This is a genomic window from Streptomyces sp. NPDC048277 (assembly GCF_040652235.1).
GTDB lineage: Bacteria > Actinomycetota > Actinomycetes > Streptomycetales > Streptomycetaceae > Streptomyces.
The window spans coordinates 115,278-132,191 of sequence record NZ_JBEZLQ010000015.1 but is presented as its reverse complement, the minus strand read 5'-3'; the positions used below and the strand labels follow the sequence as shown (position 1 = coordinate 132,191).

Annotated in this window: 15 protein-coding genes; 9 read left to right on the top strand and 6 right to left on the bottom strand. The window is 71.7% G+C overall.

All coding sequences use genetic code 11. From position 1 onward, the window contains the following. Positions 1–305: 305 nt before the first annotated feature. Both AB0D85_RS30310 and AB0D85_RS30305 read right to left on the bottom strand, forming a co-directional pair. Positions 306–1,100 carry an ABC transporter permease gene (locus AB0D85_RS30310; RefSeq protein WP_362327052.1) on the bottom strand — a complete coding sequence of 265 codons (795 nt, stop codon included), beginning with the start codon at positions 1,098–1,100 and terminating at the stop codon, positions 306–308. Further along, positions 1,097–2,113: an ATP-binding cassette domain-containing protein gene (locus tag AB0D85_RS30305; protein WP_362327049.1), complete on the bottom strand. Its 1,017-nt coding sequence runs from the start codon at positions 2,111–2,113 to the stop codon at positions 1,097–1,099. The genes AB0D85_RS30310 and AB0D85_RS30305 overlap by 4 nt, the downstream gene beginning before the upstream one ends. 166 nt (positions 2,114–2,279) lie before the next feature. Between AB0D85_RS30305 and AB0D85_RS30300 the strand changes: the two genes are divergently transcribed. The 8 genes from AB0D85_RS30300 (at position 2,280) to AB0D85_RS30265 (ending at position 9,700) form a co-directional block, all read left to right on the top strand. Then, entirely contained in the window at positions 2,280–3,173 is an 894-nt protein-coding gene (locus AB0D85_RS30300) for a sulfite exporter TauE/SafE family protein (protein ID WP_362327046.1), read from the top strand. Positions 3,174–3,291: 118 nt separating this feature from the next. Continuing rightward, entirely contained in the window at positions 3,292–3,777 is a 486-nt protein-coding gene (locus AB0D85_RS30295; RefSeq protein ID WP_362327043.1) for a TrkA C-terminal domain-containing protein, read from the top strand. Positions 3,778–3,781: 4 nt separating this feature from the next. After that, positions 3,782–5,050 carry a cation:proton antiporter gene (locus AB0D85_RS30290; RefSeq protein ID WP_362327040.1) on the top strand — a complete coding sequence of 423 codons (1,269 nt, stop codon included), beginning with the start codon at positions 3,782–3,784 and terminating at the stop codon, positions 5,048–5,050. A 274-nt stretch (positions 5,051–5,324) separates the two neighbouring features. Then, entirely contained in the window at positions 5,325–6,551 is a 1,227-nt protein-coding gene (locus AB0D85_RS30285; protein ID WP_362327037.1) for a GNAT family N-acetyltransferase, read from the top strand. 327 nt (positions 6,552–6,878) lie between these two features. Continuing rightward, positions 6,879–7,778: a hypothetical protein gene (locus AB0D85_RS30280; RefSeq protein ID WP_362327034.1), complete on the top strand. Its 900-nt coding sequence runs from the start codon at positions 6,879–6,881 to the stop codon at positions 7,776–7,778. Positions 7,779–7,863: 85 nt separating this feature from the next. Then, the gene (locus tag AB0D85_RS30275; RefSeq protein ID WP_362327031.1) at positions 7,864–8,520 is read left to right on the top strand and encodes a DUF433 domain-containing protein; all 657 of its coding nucleotides are present in this window, start codon (positions 7,864–7,866) and stop codon (positions 8,518–8,520) included. Continuing rightward, positions 8,510–8,896, top strand: a complete 387-nt coding sequence (locus AB0D85_RS30270; RefSeq protein WP_362327027.1) for a toxin-antitoxin system, toxin component, PIN family protein — start codon at positions 8,510–8,512, stop codon at positions 8,894–8,896. The genes AB0D85_RS30275 and AB0D85_RS30270 overlap by 11 nt, the downstream gene beginning before the upstream one ends. 42 nt (positions 8,897–8,938) lie before the next feature. Then, positions 8,939–9,700 (top strand): metallophosphoesterase family protein, encoded by a 762-nt coding sequence (locus AB0D85_RS30265; protein ID WP_362327024.1) that lies wholly within the window; start codon positions 8,939–8,941, stop codon positions 9,698–9,700. Between the two features lie 7 nt (positions 9,701–9,707). On the opposite strand, the gene AB0D85_RS30260 is transcribed toward AB0D85_RS30265, so the two are convergent. Both AB0D85_RS30260 and AB0D85_RS30255 read right to left on the bottom strand, forming a co-directional pair. Further along, positions 9,708–10,475 (bottom strand): TIGR03943 family protein, encoded by a 768-nt coding sequence (locus AB0D85_RS30260; protein WP_362327021.1) that lies wholly within the window; start codon positions 10,473–10,475, stop codon positions 9,708–9,710. Beyond that, positions 10,472–11,542 (bottom strand): permease, encoded by a 1,071-nt coding sequence (locus AB0D85_RS30255; RefSeq protein WP_362327018.1) that lies wholly within the window; start codon positions 11,540–11,542, stop codon positions 10,472–10,474. The genes AB0D85_RS30260 and AB0D85_RS30255 overlap by 4 nt, the downstream gene beginning before the upstream one ends. A 172-nt stretch (positions 11,543–11,714) precedes the next feature. On the opposite strand from AB0D85_RS30255, the gene AB0D85_RS30250 reads away from it, so the two are divergent. Continuing rightward, the gene (locus AB0D85_RS30250) at positions 11,715–13,592 is read left to right on the top strand and encodes an NAD-binding protein (protein WP_362327015.1); all 1,878 of its coding nucleotides are present in this window, start codon (positions 11,715–11,717) and stop codon (positions 13,590–13,592) included. A 103-nt stretch (positions 13,593–13,695) separates the two neighbouring features. On the opposite strand, the gene AB0D85_RS30245 is transcribed toward AB0D85_RS30250, so the two are convergent. Then, positions 13,696–15,504, bottom strand: coding sequence for a prolyl oligopeptidase family serine peptidase (locus AB0D85_RS30245; protein WP_362327012.1), 1,809 nt, complete (start codon positions 15,502–15,504; stop codon positions 13,696–13,698). A 167-nt stretch (positions 15,505–15,671) separates the two neighbouring features. Beyond that, positions 15,672–16,853, bottom strand: a complete 1,182-nt coding sequence (locus AB0D85_RS30240) for a serine hydrolase domain-containing protein (RefSeq protein ID WP_362327009.1) — start codon at positions 16,851–16,853, stop codon at positions 15,672–15,674. Positions 16,854–16,914 lie beyond the last annotated feature (61 nt).

The following is a 16,914-nucleotide window of genomic DNA, read 5'->3' as shown; positions in this document are numbered from 1 at the left end:
CGTACGCACGGCCGTAGCCCACAGCCGACGCGGGCTCACCGCCGTAGCCCGCAGCCGGCGCGAACTCACTGCCGCGGCTCGCGGTTGAAGCGAACCCACGGCCGTAGCCCGCGGTTGACGCGAACCCACGGCCGTAGCCCACAGCCGACGCGGGCTCACCGCCGTAGCCCGCAGCCGGCGCGAACTCACTGCCGCGGCTCGCGGTTGAAGCGAACCCACGGCCGTAGCCCGCGGTTTACGCGGACTCACCGCCGTAGCCCGCAGCCGGCGCGGGCTCACCGCCGCGGCTCGCCGCCTGCGCGGACTCACTGTCGCGGTTCACGGTTGAACTGTGCCTTGGACCAGAAGTAGCCCAGCACGGTCAGTCCCAGGCACCAGCCGACCGCCAGTACCGCGTTCTTCGTGCCGATCTCGCTGCCCAGCAGCAGCCCGCGCAGGGTCTCGATGGCCGGCGAGAAGGGCTGGTACTCGGCGAACCAGCGGAACCCGCCCGGCATGGCGTCCACCGGCACGAACGCGCTGGACAGCAGCGGCAGCATGGTCAGCGGCATACCGAGGTTGCTGGCCCCCTCCGCGTTCGGGCTGACCAGGCCGATGCCGACCGCGATCCAGGTCAGGGCGAGGCTGACCAGGGCCATCAGACCGGCCGCCGCCAGCCACTCCAGCGGTGTGGCGTCGGGCCGGAAGCCCATGGCCACCCCGATGCCCAGGATCAGCGCCAGGGCCAGCATCGTCTGGATCACGGTGCCGATCACATGGCCGGTCAGCACGGAGGCGCGGGAGATCGCCATGGTGCGGAACCGGGCGATGATGCCCTCGGTCATGTCGGTGGCCACGGACACCGCGGTGCCGAGCGCGGTCATGCCCACGGTCATCAGCAGGATGCCGGGGACGATGTAGTCGATGTACGCGGAGCGGTCCGCGTGGCCGCCGGCCATGCCCGCGCTCATCACGTTGCCGAAGACGTAGACGAAGAGCAGGAGCAGCATCACCGGGGTGAGCAGCAGGTTGAGGGTGAGGGAGGGGTAGCGGCGGGCGTGCAGGAGGCTGCGCCGCAGCATCGTCAGGTTGTCGCGGAAGGCGTGGGCGGGGGCGCTCATCGGACGGTCTCCTTCTCGGTGGTGGCGGTGGTGGCGGGGACGGCAGAGTCGGTGTCGGACGTGCCGGTCAGGGCGAAGAACACGTCGTCCAGGTCCGGGGTGTGCACGGACAGCTCGTCCGCCTCGATGTCGGCGGCGTCGAGCCAGTCGAGGATGGCGCGCAGCTCGCGCTGGCTGCCGTCGCTGGGGATCTGCAGGGTGAGCGCGTCGTCGTTCCGGGAGGCCTCGCGCAGCGCGGTCGCGGCCCGTTCGTACGACTCCGGGTCGGAGAACCGCAGCCGGACGTGTCCGCCGGGGACGAGCCGCTTGAGCTCCTCGGCGGTGCCCTCGGCGACGATCTTCCCGCCGTTCAGCACCGCGATCCGGTCGGCGAGTTCGTCGGCCTCGTCCAGGTACTGGGTGGTGAGGAAGACGGTGGTGCCGCCGGAGACCAGCTCCCGGATGATCTGCCACATGGTGTGCCGGGAGCGCGGGTCCAGGCCGGTGGTGGGTTCGTCGAGGAAGATGATCCGCGGGCTTCCGACCAGGGTCATCGCGATGTCGAGGCGGCGCTTCATGCCGCCGGAGTAGGTGGACGCGGGCTTCTTCGCGGCCTCGGTGAGGTCGAACCGCGCCAGCAGTTCGGAGACCACCCGTCGTCCCTCCGCGCGGGGGAGGTGGTGCAGGTCGGCCATCAGGAGCATGTTCTCCTCGCCGGTGATCAGGCCGTCGACGGCGGAGAACTGCCCGGTGACCCCGATCGCGGCCCGTACCGCCTGGGCCTCGGCGGTGAGGTCGTGCCCGGCGATCCGGGCCTGCCCGCCGTCGGCGGAGATCAGGGTGGAGAGGATGTTGACGGCGGTGGTCTTGCCGGCGCCGTTCGGGCCGAGGAGCGAGAAGACCGTGCCGGCCGGCACCTGGATGTCGATGCCGTCGAGAACGGTCTTGTCGCCGTAGGACTTGCGCAACCCGGTGGCTGCGATGGCGGGTTCGAGTGCGGGTGCGGGTGCGGGTTCGTGTTCTGTCGTCGTCATGCCGCAGAGCGTGCGGCCGAGGCGGTTCAGAACGGCTTCAGCCGGGTTTCAGCCCCTGATACCGGCCCTGATTCCGGCCGCGGTACCGGCCGTCCCGCCCTCGTCCCGGACGCGAGCCGCACCGTTCCATACATTTCCCATAGGAATAGTGGTTAAAGTGCCCGCCATGGATTCCACCGGCCCGATCATCATCGCGGGAGCCCTGGTCGGCTTCGCCGTGGGACTCACCGGCATGGGCGGCGGAGCCCTCATGACCCCGATCATGGTCATGGTGTTCGGGGTGAACCCCACGTCGGCCATCGGCAGCGACCTGGCCGCGTCCGTGTTCATGAAGCCGTTCGGCGCGCTGGTCCACCAGCGCGCGGGCACGGTGCGCTGGGACATCGTGCGCTGGCTGCTGCCCACCGCCGTCCCGGCCGCCTTCGGCGGCGTCTTCCTGCTGCGCGCCCTCGGCGACGGCGACGAACTCCAGCAACGCGTCAAGTACGTCGTCGGTACGGCGCTGATGCTCGCCGTCGCCGGCATGCTCGCCCGGATCTGGCTCGACCGCCGCCGCGCCGGCACGGACACCGAGGACGCGCACGTCCCCGTACGGCCCGTGGCGACGCTGCTCATCGGACTGGTGGGCGGGGTGATCGTGGGGATGACCTCGGTCGGCTCGGGCTCCCTGATCATCGTGATGCTGATGCTGGCCCACCCGCGCCTCAAGGCCAACCATCTCGTCGGCACGGACCTGGTGCAGGCCATCCCCATGGTGGCCGCCGCGGCCCTCGGCCACCTGCTCGTCGGCGACGCCGACCTGGGACTCGCCGCGACGCTCCTGATCGGCGCCGTCCCCGGTGTCCTGCTCGGCTCGCTCATCTCCAGCCGGGTCGCCGGACCGGCGGTGCGCTGGGCCCTGGTCGTCCTGCTCACCGGGTCGGGCCTGTCGATGCTGAAGGCGTCGTCCACGGTCATCGTGCTCGCCTGCCTGGGCATGGCGCTGCTCGGCACGTTCACGACACTGCGCGACCGCCGCGCCGCACAGCCGGAGCCCCAGCCCGAGCCCCAGCCTTCGTGAGGTGAGTCACGCCGGTCGCCGCAGCACCGCTCCCCGCTCCCGCCTCCGTCCGAGCAACCGTTAAAGTGTCTCTAAAGAAATAGCAAAGGCCGAGCGGATCGAGACAGGGGAGACAGCCTTGGGGGCTCCACGCCTGAGCAGGACGCCGTTGCCGGGAATCGGGGTCCGCTACGACCTCACCACACGGGAGCAGCGCAGGGTGTCCGTGGTCGCGCACCGCGACGGCTCCCGGATCCTGAGCGCCTATCACCAGGAAGACCCCGACGCCTGCGCCCTGTCGGTGCGGCTGTCCTCGGGGGAGACAGCGGCGCTCATCGACGCACTGATGCCGACGCACCACAGCCCCAACCTGCTGTCCACCACCGACCTGGGGCTGGTGGCCGAGCGGATCGAGCTCACCGCCACGTCGTACTGGAACGGCCGGCTCCTCGGCGACACGCGGATGCGCACCGAGACCGGCGTCTCCATCGTGGCCGTACTGCGCCGCGCCGAGGCGGTTCCCTCCCCCACGCCCGACTTCCGGCTCGCCGGCGGGGACACGCTCATCGTGATCGGTACCCGTGAGGGCGTCGACGCGGCCGCCGCGATACTCGGGCGGGAGTGAGCGCGTGCACGACTCCTCCGTGTTCCTCATCGAGTTCGGAGCGATCATCCTCGGCCTGGGCCTGCTCGGCCGGCTCGCCGGGCGCTTCCAGTTCTCGCCGATACCCCTCTACCTGCTGGCCGGGCTCGCGTTCGGCAAGGGCGGGCTCTATCCCCTCGGCACGAGCGAGGAGTTCGTGGCGATCGGCGCCGAGATCGGTGTCGTACTGCTGCTCCTGATGCTCGGCCTGGAGTACACCGCCAGCGATCTCGTCTCCAACCTCAAGACGCAGTACCGGGCGGGCCTGGTCGACGCCGCGCTCAACGCACTGCCCGGCGCCGCGATGGCCCTCCTCCTGGGCTGGGGACCGGTGGCGGCCGTGGTGCTGGCCGGGGTCACCTGGATCTCCTCGTCCGGGGTGATCGCCAAGGTCCTCGGCGACCTGGGCCGGCTCGGCAACCGGGAGACCCCGGTGATCCTGAGCATCCTGGTCCTGGAAGACCTCTCCATGGCGGTCTACCTGCCGATCATCACCGCGCTGCTGGCCGGCGTCGGCCTGGCCGCGGGCAGCCTGACCCTCGCCATCGCGCTCGGGGTCGCCGGGCTGGTCCTCCTGATCGCCGTCCGCTACGGCAGGCACATCTCCCGCTTCGTCTCCAGCGACGACTCCGAGAAGCTGCTGCTGGTGGTCCTGGGCCTGACCCTCCTCGTCGCGGGCATCGCGCAGAAGCTCCAGGTCTCCGCCGCGGTGGGCGCGTTCCTGGTAGGCATCGCGCTCTCCGGAGAGGTGGCGGAAGGCGCCCACCACCTCCTCTCCCCCCTCCGAGACCTGTTCGCCGCCGTCTTCTTCGTCTTCTTCGGCCTGCACACCGACCCGGCGAGCATCCCGCCGGTGCTGGTGCCCGCGCTCGCGCTGGCGTTCGTCACCGCGCTGACGAAGATCGCCACCGGGTACTGGGCCGCGAAACGCGCCGGAATCTCGGCGAAGGGCCGCTGGCGGGCGGGCGGCACGCTGGTCGCACGCGGCGAGTTCTCCATCGTCATCGCGGGCCTCGCCGTCACCGCCGGAATCGAGCCCTCCCTGGGCCCCCTGGCCACGGCCTACGTCCTGATCCTCGTCATCATCGGCCCCCTCACGGCCCGCTACACGGAGCCGGTGGCCCGCCGCCTCACGCGCCGCTCACGGAACACGAAGCCCCTCCTGGCCGACGGTGGCACGATCCCGCTCCCGGCTCCGGCCCCGGAGACGACAGTGAAGGCGACGGACGACCAGGACGCGGTCGGCAGGGCGTAGCCGGGGGGCGACGCGTCGCGAGGGCCGAGCCTCCTGCACAGGCGGCCGGGTCGCGGGACCGCCGCCGCCGAGCCCGACCACCGCAGCTCTCCCCGGGACCGGGCTGCACCGCAACTCCCCCCGGGACTGGGTCGTAGTAGCCGTTCCCGGGCCCGGGTTCGGTGCCGGAACCGGACCGGCCGTAATTCGATTGACCCCGGCCACGGGTCGGCGCTGCACTGTGCCGGAGCACCACGCACCGTGGTGGCGGGACCGCAGGGAGGCAGCGCCAGCGATGGAGATACGTTCCACGACCGACCAGGACCGTCAGGTCTTCGTCGACACGCTCCATGCCGCGTTCGGACTCTTCCCGGAGACCCCGGCCGAGGACGGCGGCGGGGTCTGGTGGTCCGCGTTCGAAATGGACCGCAGTCTGCTCGCCGTGACGGCGGACGGGCGGCCCGTCGGCACCGCCGGTGCGTACTCCTTCGAGCTCACCCTGCCCGGTGGGATCCCCGTCCCGGTCCCCGGGGTGACCGCCGTCGGCGTCCTGCCCTCGCACCGACGCCAGGGCGTGGCCCGCGCGATGATGCGGCATCAGCTCACCGGGCTGCGGGCCCGAGGGGAGTTCCTCTCCGTACTGCTGGCCTCCGAAGCCCTGATCTACCGCAGGTTCGGCTACGGACCGGCGACCTACACACGACAGCTGACGGTGCCCCGCCACCGGGCCGCCCCCGCCCTCCCACGGGCACACGGCACGGCCGGCGCCGACGCGTCGGCGACCGGCACAGTCGAGGTACTGCGGCGCGCCGAGTGCGCCGAGATCCTGGAAGAGGTCTACGACCGCTACCGCCGCGCACAGCCCGGCGCGCTGTCCCGGCCGCACCGCTGGTGGGCCCTGCGCGCGGGACAGCCCCCGATCTCCCCGGCGCCGCGCTACATCGCCGTCCACCGGGGCGCCGACGGCGTCCCGGACGGGTACGCCAGCTACTCGCTGGACTCCGGGACCCTGACGGTCGACGAGACCATCGCCACCGACGACGCCGGCTACACGGCCCTGGCCCGGTTCGCGCTCGACCACGACCTGGTCACCCAGGTCGTGTTCAAGCACGTCTCACCCGACCACCCGCTGCGCTGGCAGCTCGCGGACTACCGCGCCGGCGAGGTGGGCGGCGACATGGACTGGCTCTGGGTACGGCTGCTGGACATCCCGCGCGCGCTGACCGCGCGCGGCTGGTTCACGGACGGCGAGCTCGTGCTCGACGTCGAGGACCCGTTCCTCGGCGAGCACGGCCGCTACCTGCTGACCGTTTGGGACGGCAAGGCCGACTGCGTCCCGACGGACCGGGAACCCGACCTCTCCCTGAACGTGAGCGACCTGGGCTCGATCTACCTCGGCGGCACCGCCCCGAGCACCCTCGTACGTGCCGGCCACATCAGATCCCACCACCCGGACGCCCCCACCCTCGCCGACACCCTCTTCCGCCCCGACCGCACCCCGCACTGCCTGCACTGGTTCTGACCACGCACCCGCCGGCCCCGCACGCCCGCCAGGGCCACCGCGTCTGAGCCCGCCGGGCACCGGTCACGGCCCGGCTTCCCGGCCCGCCGGATCCTTGTCCGCGAGGGCCCGGCGGGCCGCTGACCTCACCAAAGAACCGGGGAAGAGAACTACCCGCCCACCCACCCTCCCCGCCGCGCAGCCTCGCGTCACCCGTCCGAGTGACCGGCTTGCAGGCGCGGGATCCGGGCCGTTACGTTCACCGCGACAACCGCAAACAGATACGGCCCCCGGCCGGGACTGGCATCCCGAACGAGGGCCTCACCGCTCAGGAAGACCCACTTCCCGATGGCTGACTCGCAGTCTAACGCGCCCTCGCGCGCCGACGCCGGAGCTCCGAACTCCGGCGTGATCCACGTACGCACCCGGCTGACGGCCGACTTCACGGTGATCTCCAACGCCCTCGCCCAGCGCCGCGGCAGCGCGATCACGGTCGGCGTCGCGCTGTACATCGCCTCCCTCCCCGACCGCTCCCTCGTGAGCATCGCCGCCCTGTGCGAGCACTTCACCGAGGGCGAGATCCTGATCTCGCGGGCGCTCAGGGAACTTGAGGACGCAGGCCACCTGGAACGCCGCCGCGAGCGCCTGCCCTCGGGGCAGATCCGCACCCGGACGTACTTCTACGACGTACCCCGCGGCGATCCCGGTCCGGCCCCGGACGGTCCACCCGAGCCACCGAACCCGCCGCGCCCCCGGAAGCGGCCCGCGGCCGAGGAGGTCGCGCCCGCCCCGGCGGCCACCGCCGAAGCGGCGCCCGCACCCGCACAGCCGGAGCCGGAGCCGGAGGCACCGGCCTCGCTCGCCGATGCCGACCCGCGGGCCATCGCCGTACTCACCGCACTGCGCCGGATCGATCCACGCCTGATCCTCTCCTGGCAGGAGGCCGCACGACTCGCACCGGCCGTCTCGGACTGGCTCGCGGCGGGCGTCGAAGCGCCCCGGATCACCGAGTTCCTCACCGCGAGACTGCCCGACCGGCTCCGCTCCCGCCCGGCAGCCATCCTCGCCTTCCGCCTGCGCGAAACGCCTCTTCCCGCCCCGCCCCCGCTCCCGTCGGCGCGCGTCACGGACCGCCCGACCGCCCTGCCCTTCCAGACCTGCGACGGCTGCGAGCGAGCGTTCCGCGCACCGGAGCCCGGACGTTGCCGGGACTGCCGATCCGGGAACAGCCTCCGTGCGGCGGGCTGAGCCGGTGGCCGGGCATGCGGTCCGCCCCTGGATGGGACGCTTGATGTGCGACGATGCGAAAACCGGCATCAAGAGGAGGTGGGGCATGGTCGACAGGTTCAGGGACGGACTCCTGACGCCCACGGAAACGGCCTCCTACCTGGAAATTCCACAGTCGACCCTCACCACGTGGCTGAAAGGTCAGGCCGCCGGAGCACCACTGGTCCATCAAGTGGAACCGGTGCGGAAAGGGCAGCCTTCGGTGCCGTTCATCGCGGTGGCCGAGGCACACGTCCTTCGCTCCCTGCGTTCCCTGGGCCTCCGCATGAGCGAGATCAGGGAGGCGGCAACTGCCGTACGGGATGCGTTCCACACCCCGTACGGTCTTGTGTCCAAGCGGATCGCCACGGACGGTGTGGACATTTTCGTCGAGCATGCGTGGGGGGATCTCCGCAGAGCCCGGGACGGACAGGTCCCCATCAAGGAGGTGGTCTCCGACGACCTCCGCTACCTCACCTGGGAGCCCGGCGAGGACTTCCCCTCCAGCCTGCGGTTGAGGCAGTACCCGGAGTCCGTCCCTGTCGTGATCGATCCGCGGTTCGGCCACGGTCTGCCCGTGGTGGCCGCCAATCGCGTCACGGTCAAGGCCATCACCGATCTGTGGGAGGCCGGAGAGACCGTCGAGGACATCGCGTACGACTACGACATGACGCCTGAGCAGGTTGATGCGCTCTGCCGGGCAGTGGTGCACCTTGCCGCCTGAGTTCTTCCTCGACCGGAATCTCGGTCGTCGTGTCGCCGAGGGGCTGAGAGGCCGCGGGTGGACGGTTCACAGGATCGGAGACGTCTTCCCTGACGACGGGCAGAACGTCCCCGACGAGGAGTGGATCGCCTACGGTCTCGACCAGTCCTGGGTTCCCCTCTCGAAGGACGGGCGGATCAAAACCCGGGACCTGGAGATCCGGCCTGTGCTGGAGCGTGAGGCGGTGTTGTTCTACCTCGACAACCAGCAACTGCGCAGCAGCGAGATGGTCGAACGGCTCGTCGCGCGTGGCGGCGCGATCCACCGGGCCGTCGAGAAGGGCGGCCCGGCCGCATACGCCGTGCGGCACGACCGTATCGAGTGCACTTGGCCGTGAGGGCCTCGACCGTACCTGCTGTCTTCACCCACAGTGGTGACCATGCTGAACCGAGTGGCCGTTCTGTCCGACGTTCACGGAGTCCTGCCGGCCCTGGAGGCGGTGCTCGCCGAACCGCAGGTCGGCGGCGCCGACCGCATCGTGCTCACCGGCGACATCACCGCCGGCCCACAACCGACCGAGGTTCTCGACCTGCTGACCGGCCTCGGCGACCGCGTCATCTGGATCAGCGGCAACGCCGACCGCGAACTCCTCGAATACCGTCGGGGGCAACGCGACACGATCCCCGATCCGATCGCCCCCTGGGCAGCCGCGCAGCTCCGCGAGGACCATCTCGACCTGCTCGGCTCACTGCCGCGATCGGTCGCCCTGTCCGTGAACGGCCTGGGGAAGGTGCTGTTCTGCCATGCCACCCCTCGCGACGACGAGGAAGTCGTCCTGGTCGACTCCCGCCTCGACCGCTGGGAGGAAGTCTTCGACGGACTCGACACCGGCATCCGTACCGTGGTCTGCGGCCACACCCACATGCCGTTCGTCCGCCTCGCCCACGGCCGACTCGTGATCAACCCCGGCAGCGTCGGCATGCCCTACGGACGAACCGGAGCGCACTGGGCCCTCCTGGGGCCGGGAGTCGAACTCCGCACCACGGACTACGACATCCGCGGCGCGGTCACCCGGCTCAGCCAGGACTCGTCCTACCCCGGCATCGCCGAGTGGGCCGACTACTTCCTGTACGCCCGAGCGACCGACGCCGACGCCCTCGCCGCCTTCGCCCCGCGGGACGGACGCGACCACAGTCCGTGACACTCGCTCAGTTGTTCCAGCTCTCGTCGTACGGGTCGGACGGTACCGGGATCGGTTTGGCCTCGGTGACCTTGAGGTACGGGATCGGGCCGTTGTTCACCGGGTCGTGGGTCGTGCGGGCGGTGTACGTGCCCGTCACCTGGAGCCAGGCGTCCGGTTGGAGGACCGGGGGGATCTTGCCGGTGAGGGCCACCTTCACCGGCTGGGCGTCCGCCGCGCAGCAGTTGAGGGCCATGCGGACGAGATACGGGGTGCCCTTGGAGTCCAGCGCCACGAACCCGGCGATACGGACGCTGCGGCCGTGGAACGACCGGCCGTGGTCGTACACCGCGCGGCCCGCGTAGTCGACCAGGTTGAGCGGGATCGGGTCGGCGTTCGGCAACTTCAGGTAACCGTACGGCTGTTGCAGGGCCGTGCCCGCGCGCACCGCGCTGTAGGAACCGAGCGCGGGCGGGGCGACGAGGATCAGGGCGAGGAGGGGGAGGACCAGGAGCCAGGAGATGCGGGGTTCGGGGTGGACGTGGGTGTCCGTGTGGGTGTCGGTGTCGGCGTGGGTGCCAGTGTGGGTGTCCGCCGCCGCCTGCCTTCTGGTGCGGGCGCGCTTCCACTCGTACCACGCCGTCGCCAGTGCCGTGACGATCAGGACCGCTCCCCCGCCGAGCACCAACGGCTGCAGTCCCGCCTTGACATAGCGCAGATAGAGGTTGGTCGTGCCCGCGTGCAGCAGGGCCGCCCCCACCAGGAACATCACCGCCGCCTGGGCCTGCCGGTTCACAGCAGCACCGCCCCGGTCACCAGCGCGCCCGCGATCGCCGCCACGAACGTGGCCGGTGCGAAGCGCAGCGCGAAGCCTCGGCCGAAGGTGCCCGCCTGCATCGCGAACAGCTTGAGGTCGATCATCGGGCCCACGATCAGGAACGCGAGCTTCGCGGTGAGGGAGAACTGGGTCAGCGACGCCGCCACGAAGGAGTCCGCCTCCGAGCAGATGGACAGCAGTACGGCCAGGATCGACAGGGCCAGGATCGCGACCACCGGGTTGGCGGCCGCCGTGCGCAGCCACTCCGCCGGGGCCACCGCCTTCAGGGTCGCCGCCGCCATCGCGCCCAGGACCAGGAAGCCGCCCGCGTGCATGGTGTCGTGGCGGACCGAGGACCAGAACGCCTCCGCCTTGGTCTCGCCCTCGTGGTGCGCGTGCTCCGGCAGGCGCAGCCAGTCGGTGCGGCCGAGGCGCTGCCACAGCCAGCCCATCACGCACGCCACCAGCAGGCTGCCGGCGAACCGCGCCAGCACCATCTCGGGGTTGCGCGGGAACGCCACCGCCGTCGCCGTCAGCACGATCGGGTTGATCGCGGGGGCGGAAAGCAGGAAGGCGATGGCCGCGGCGGGGGTGACACCCCGGCGGACCAGGGCGCCGGCCACCGGGACCGACGCGCACTCACAGCCCGGCAGCACCACGCCGGCCAGCCCCGCGACCGGCACGGCCAGAGCCGGGCGGTTGGGCAGGGCGCGGGCGAAGAAGGCCGGGGGGACGAAGACCGCGATCGCCGCGGACAGGAGCACACCGAGGACGAGGAAGGGGAGCGCCTGGACGACCACCGCCACGAACACCGTCATCCAGCTCTGCATCACCGGCGTCGACAGCGCACCGCGCACCGGCCCCTGGAAGACCACGACCAGGACGAGCAACAGGGTCAGCGCCAGGGGCGAGTTGAGATGCCAGCCCTCCTGATCGGAACGGTCGGGACGGCCTGGGCTGTCGAGGCGGTCGGGGTGGTCGCCAGGGCCCGGGCGCTCCTCGTGCGGGGCCGGCCCGGGCGGGGCGGCTTTCTCGGTGATGGCCACGGGTCGGATACCTCCGGCACTTCGGTCAGATCCGGGATTATGCTCCCTCACCGTTCCCTACGGGCGGTCAGGGGTGGCTGTTCACTTCGTTGCTGGAACCATGCGTCCTGTTGAGGCACTCTTTCCCCTCGTGGGGAGTGTTCCGTATCAGGGTGGTGGTGGCCCGGCACACATGGTGGTGTGCGGGGACGACGGGCTCGCGCACCGGCTGGCCGCCGAGTTGCGTGGTGTGTACGGCGAGCAGGTCACCCTTGTCGTGCCGCCGAACGTGCGGATCGCCCGGCCGCCGGTCGTCGGACGGGCCAGGGCCGCGTCCGCCGCGCTGCTCGACCGGGTGGTCAGCGCCGCCGTGGGGCGGGCCAACGGGAGCGGCGCCAACGGCGGTGCCGCGGTCGCCGGTGAAGGCCCCCGCGGGGAGCGGGTGCTGGAGGCCGAGGAGGCCACCGAGGCGGTGCTCGCCGACGCGGGCGTGGAACGGGCCGCCGCGCTCGCCCTCGTGTACGACGACGACGAGACCAACATCCGCGCCGCCCTCACCGCTCGCCGGCTGAACCCGCGGCTGCGCCTCGTACTGCGGCTGTACAACCGGCGGTTGGGCCAGCACATCGAGGAACTCCTCGACCAGGCCGCCGCGTTGGCGGTCGGGGACGCGGACGGCGCGGCGAGTGACGCCTCCACCATCGTGCTGTCCGACGCCGACACCGCCGCGCCCGCGCTCGCCGCCACCGCGCTCGCCGGGACCGGCAAGGTCATCCAGTCGGACGGGCTGGTGCTGCGGGCCGTGGAACGCCCGCCGGGCGCCGTGCCCCGGCAGGACGCCGGTCAGGGGCTGTGCACGCTCGCGCTGCTCTCCCCGAGCACCGGCGGTCCCGACCTGGTGGAGGGCGGCGGGGAGCAGGGGCCGCGGCTGCTGCCCGACGACGCGGAGGTACGGGCCGCGGGCGAGCGGGGCGTGCTGGTGCTGGAGCAGGTGTCGTCCTCCGCCGGGGCGGATTCGCCGGCGGGTCTGGCGGTCGGGGTGGGGGGCGGGGTCGTGTCGGCGCTCGCCTCGCTGTTCTCGCGGCGGCTGCGGTGGTCGCTGGCCGGGGTCGTGGGGTGTGTGATCGCGCTCGCGGTCGCGTTGTCGGTGGTGACGGGCATTCATCCGGTACGGGCCTTCTACTACACGCTCCTCGACCTGTTCGCCATCGACAATCCCGCGACGGGGGCTTCGCTGGGGCGGCAGATCCTTCAGTTGCTGTCGGCGTTGATGGGGTTGCTGTTGCTGCCGGTGCTGCTGGCGGCGGTGCTGGAGGCGCTGGGGACCTTCCGGACGGGGTCCGCGCTGCGGAAGCCGCCGCGCGGGCTGAGCGGGCATGTCGTGCTGCTCGGGCTGGGGAAGATCGGTACGCGCGTGCTGACGCGGCTGCGCGAACTGAACGTTCCCGTCGTGTGCGTCGAGTCCGACCCCGAGGCGCGCGGGCTGGCGGTGGCGCGGCGGCTGCGGGTGCCGGTGGTGCTCGGGGACGTCACCCAGGAGGGTGTCCTGGAGGCCGCCAAGATCCATCGGGCGCAGGCGCTGCTCGCGGTGACCAGCGGCGACACGACGAATCTGGAGGCCGTGCTGTACGCGCGGTCCGTGCGGCCCGATCTGAAGGCGGTGCTGCGGCTGTACGACGACGACTTCGCGACGGCCGTGTACCGGACGCTGCGGGCCGCGCATCCGCGGGCGATCACCCGGAGCCGGAGTGTGTCGTATCTGGCGGCGCCGTCCTTCGCGGGGGCGATGCTGGGGCGGCAGATCCTCGGGGCGATTCCCGTGGAGCGGAAGGTGCTGCTGGTGGCGGTGGTGGAGGTGGGCGGGCATCCGCAGTTGGAGGGGCGGAGTGTGGAGGGGGCGTTCCGGGCGGGGGCGTGGCGGGTGCTCGCGCTGGAGGGGCGGGCGGGGGTTGCCGGGGACTATGTGCTGGGGAGTGGGGACCGGGTGGTGGTCGCCGCGACTCGCTGGGGGCTGGCGGAGTTGTCCGGACGCCGGGTGCCGCCCACCCACCCACCTGACTCGCTCAGTTGAGGGGTGGGGGTGGGTGGGTTGCGGTCGTGGATTCCGTGCGGATGCGTTGTGGCTGGTCGCGCCCACGCGGCGGTAGCCGCATGTTCAATACAGCCCCGCGCCCCTAAAGGGGCGCCTCCACCGCCGTCTCCTTCAAGTGGCGCTCCGCGAACTCCATCTCCAGTCTCAGTTGCTTGATCCGTTCGTCCACCACCAGTGAGCCGTGGCCCGCTTCGTAGCGGTAGACCTCGTGCTGGGCCGAGCGGGCTGCCAGGCGGTTGACGTAGTTGTCGATCTGGCGGATCGGGCAGCGGGGGTCGTTGACGCCGGCCGAGATGTAGACGGGGGCCTTCACGTCGTCGACGTAGGTCAGGGGGGAGGAGGCCGCGAACCGGTCGGGGACCTCTTCCGGCGTGCCGCCCAGCAGCGTGCGGTCCATCGCCTTCAGGGACTCCATCTCGTCGTGGTACGCCGTGACGTAGTCGGCGACCGGGACGACCGCGATGCCCACCGCCCAGGACGCGGGCTGCGTGCCCAGGCCGAGGAGCGTGAGGTAGCCGCCCCAGGAACCGCCCGTCAGGATCAGGCGGTCGGGGTCGGCGAGGCCGGACTCGATCGCCCAGTCCCGTACCGCCGCCACGTCCTCCAGCTCGATCAGGCCCACCCGGTGCTTCAGCGCGTCCGTCCAGGCCCGGCCGTAGCCCGTGGAGCCCCGGTAGTTGATGCGGACGACCGCGTAGCCGTGGTCGACCCAGGCCGCCGGGCCCGCCGCGAAGCTGTCGCTGTCGTGCCAGGTCGGGCCGCCGTGCAGGTCGAAGACCGTGGGGAGGGGGCCGGTGGAGCCGGCCGGCTTCTGGATCAGGGCGTGGATACGGCCGCCCGGGCCGTCCACCCACGCGTCCGAGACCGGGACCGACGGGGGGCACTTCATGCCCGGCGGGTCCAGGACCACCTCGCCCGTCGTCGAGCGGACCACCGGCGGCTCGGCCGCGGAGGACCAGAGGTACTCGACGGTTCCGTCCGGGCGGGCCGAGGCCCCGGAGACCGAGCCCGGCGGGGTGGGAATCCGCTCCAGCTCGTGCGTGGCCAGGTCGTAGCGGAACAGCTCGCTGCGCGCCTCGAAGCTGTGCGCGATCAGCAGTGCGCCGCCGTCCGGGTACCACTCCGCGCTCACGTCGCCCGGCAGGTCGAGGGTCAGATCCGTCTGCCCGCCCGAGGTGACGTCCCAGACCAGCGGCTCCCAGCGGCCCCGCCGCTGATGGCCGATGAGCAGCCGCGGGTCGCCGTCGACCGGGGCGAAGCCCAGCACCTCCAGGCCCAGCTCCTCGGTGCCGCCCTTCGTGTCGTCCAGCTCCGCGAGCGTCGTGCCGTCCGGACGGACCACGCGTAGCGCCGAGTGCATCGCGTCGCCGTGCTCGGTGTGCTCGATCGCGATCAGCGAGCCGTCGTGGGACAGGTCGCCGACGCCCGCAGACTCCGGATGGCGGTAGATCTCCAGGGGCTCCTCACCCGTTCTGACCAGGTAGATCGTCGTACCCTCGTCGTCCGTGGAGCGCCCCACGACCGCCGTACGGCCGTCCCGGCCCAGCGCCAGGCCCGAGGGGTACGACGGCTCCAGGCCCGGCGTGGCCTTCTCGTCCGGGCCGCCGCCGAAGGGCTGGCGGCGCCAGACGCCGAACTCGTCGCCGTCCTTGTCGTCGAACCACCAGATCCACGCGCCGTCCGGGGAGAGCAGCCCGTCCGTCGTGCCGTTCGGCCGGTTCGTCGCCTGGCGCTGCTCCCCGCTCGCGCGGTCCCAGGCGTACAACTCGTACGTCCCCGTCGCGTTCGACACGAACAGGGAACGGTCGGGGGCGTCCTCCGCCCAGTCCGGCAGGGAGACCCGAGGGGCGCGGAAGCGCTTCTCCCAGTCCGGCATGTCGCTCTCACTCATGGCCGCAGTCATGGCCCCATAGTGCCTGCCCCCGCCCACAATGCGCTGAGGAGTGTCCGCAGCCTGTGGATAACTTTGCGAGGCCACGCGCCACGGGCCACGGGCCGAAGCGTCTCCGGCGAGGCGGCGGGCGCCGAGCTCACCCGCCACCGCGACGACGTCCCCGCTCATGGGGTGCTGGGGCCCTCGGCGCACAGTGCGTGGTCGATCAGGGCGCTGCCCGCGTTCTCCTGCTCCAGGATGTGCTCCGGAGTGTCGCCGCGTGCCTCGGACATGGAGACCACGGCGCTTCGCCTGCCGTCGTCGGTGACGCCGTTGAGGGTGATGTAGCCGCCGTCCCCGCCCTCGTGGCTCCAGTAGGTTCCCCCGCAGCTCAGGGGACGTTCGACCAGGCCGAGCCCGTATCGGCCGCCGGGCCAGAACTGCTGGACCTCGCCGCCCACGGGGACGGTCCGCTTCATCTCGGCCAACTGCCGCGCCGGCAGCAGACGGCCCGCGAGCAGCGCGCGGAGGAAGCGGTTCTGGTCCCGCGTGGTCGTGACGAACGACAGGCTCTCGGGCTCCACCGGTATCTGCTCGGTGACATCGACCACGGATTCGGGTCCGAAGAGCTGGTATGCCTGGGCATGAGGCCGGGGCAGGGTGGCCGACGTGCCGCCCCACAGGGTCCGGTCGAGGCCGAGGGGGCGGAGTACGCGGTCTTCGATCTCCTGGTGGGCGGGTCGACCGGTGGCCTTCTGGATGATCATGTCGAGCAGGATGTAGCCGGTGTTGGAGTACCCCCAGCCCTCGCCGGGCGGGAAGTCGGGTGCGTGGGCCATGGCGCGGCCGATCAGCTGCTCGGGGGTGTGGACGTCGTAGCGCTGCTGGTAGTACTCCTCCGGCGTGGTGTATCCGGGCAGGTCGTCGTGGATGCCGCTGGTGTGCTGGAGCAGTTGGCGGACGGTGATCCGGCTGCCGTCGTTGCCGTTGCCGTACACCACTCCCGGCAGCCAGTGGTCGACTGTGTCGTCCAGGGACAGCCTGTCCTCGGCCGCCAGTTGGAGGACCACGGTGGCGACCAGAGTCTTGGCCGTGCTGGCCATACGGAAGTAGCCGTCGGAAGGGACGGGACGGCCGGTGTTCAGGTCGGCGGTGCCGCTGGTGGCGACCGACTGCCTTCCGTCGGGCGCGATCACGCGGGCCTGCACACCGCTGACTCCGAGGGCGTGGATCGCCTCGGTGTCCCGGCGTAACTGCTCCAGGGGAGAGGAACCGCCGGGCCGGGCGACGGCGGTGGCCGCCTCCGCGGCGAGCAACGTAGCGACGCCGAGTGCCACGGCAAGGTGCTTTCGCAGAGTCGAAGTCATGGCCGAACGCTAGTTACGCCCTCGACGGGACACGATCCGGCGCACCCCCAAGACCGAAGGG

Coding starts and splice junctions, on each gene's coding strand:
- AB0D85_RS30280 (WP_362327034.1), top strand. CDS start 6,879: ATGGCTGACTCGCAGTCTAACGCGCCCTCGCGCGCCGACGCCGGAGCT.
- AB0D85_RS30310 (WP_362327052.1), bottom strand. CDS start 1,100: ATGAGCGCCCCCGCCCACGCCTTCCGCGACAACCTGACGATGCTGCGG.
- AB0D85_RS30300 (WP_362327046.1), top strand. CDS start 2,280: ATGGATTCCACCGGCCCGATCATCATCGCGGGAGCCCTGGTCGGCTTC.
- AB0D85_RS30250 (WP_362327015.1), top strand. CDS start 11,715: ATGGTGGTGTGCGGGGACGACGGGCTCGCGCACCGGCTGGCCGCCGAG.
- AB0D85_RS30240 (WP_362327009.1), bottom strand. CDS start 16,853: ATGACTTCGACTCTGCGAAAGCACCTTGCCGTGGCACTCGGCGTCGCT.
- AB0D85_RS30305 (WP_362327049.1), bottom strand. CDS start 2,113: ATGACGACGACAGAACACGAACCCGCACCCGCACCCGCACTCGAACCC.
- AB0D85_RS30245 (WP_362327012.1), bottom strand. CDS start 15,504: ATGAGTGAGAGCGACATGCCGGACTGGGAGAAGCGCTTCCGCGCCCCT.
- AB0D85_RS30285 (WP_362327037.1), top strand. CDS start 5,325: ATGGAGATACGTTCCACGACCGACCAGGACCGTCAGGTCTTCGTCGAC.
- AB0D85_RS30275 (WP_362327031.1), top strand. CDS start 7,864: ATGGTCGACAGGTTCAGGGACGGACTCCTGACGCCCACGGAAACGGCC.
- AB0D85_RS30265 (WP_362327024.1), top strand. CDS start 8,939: ATGCTGAACCGAGTGGCCGTTCTGTCCGACGTTCACGGAGTCCTGCCG.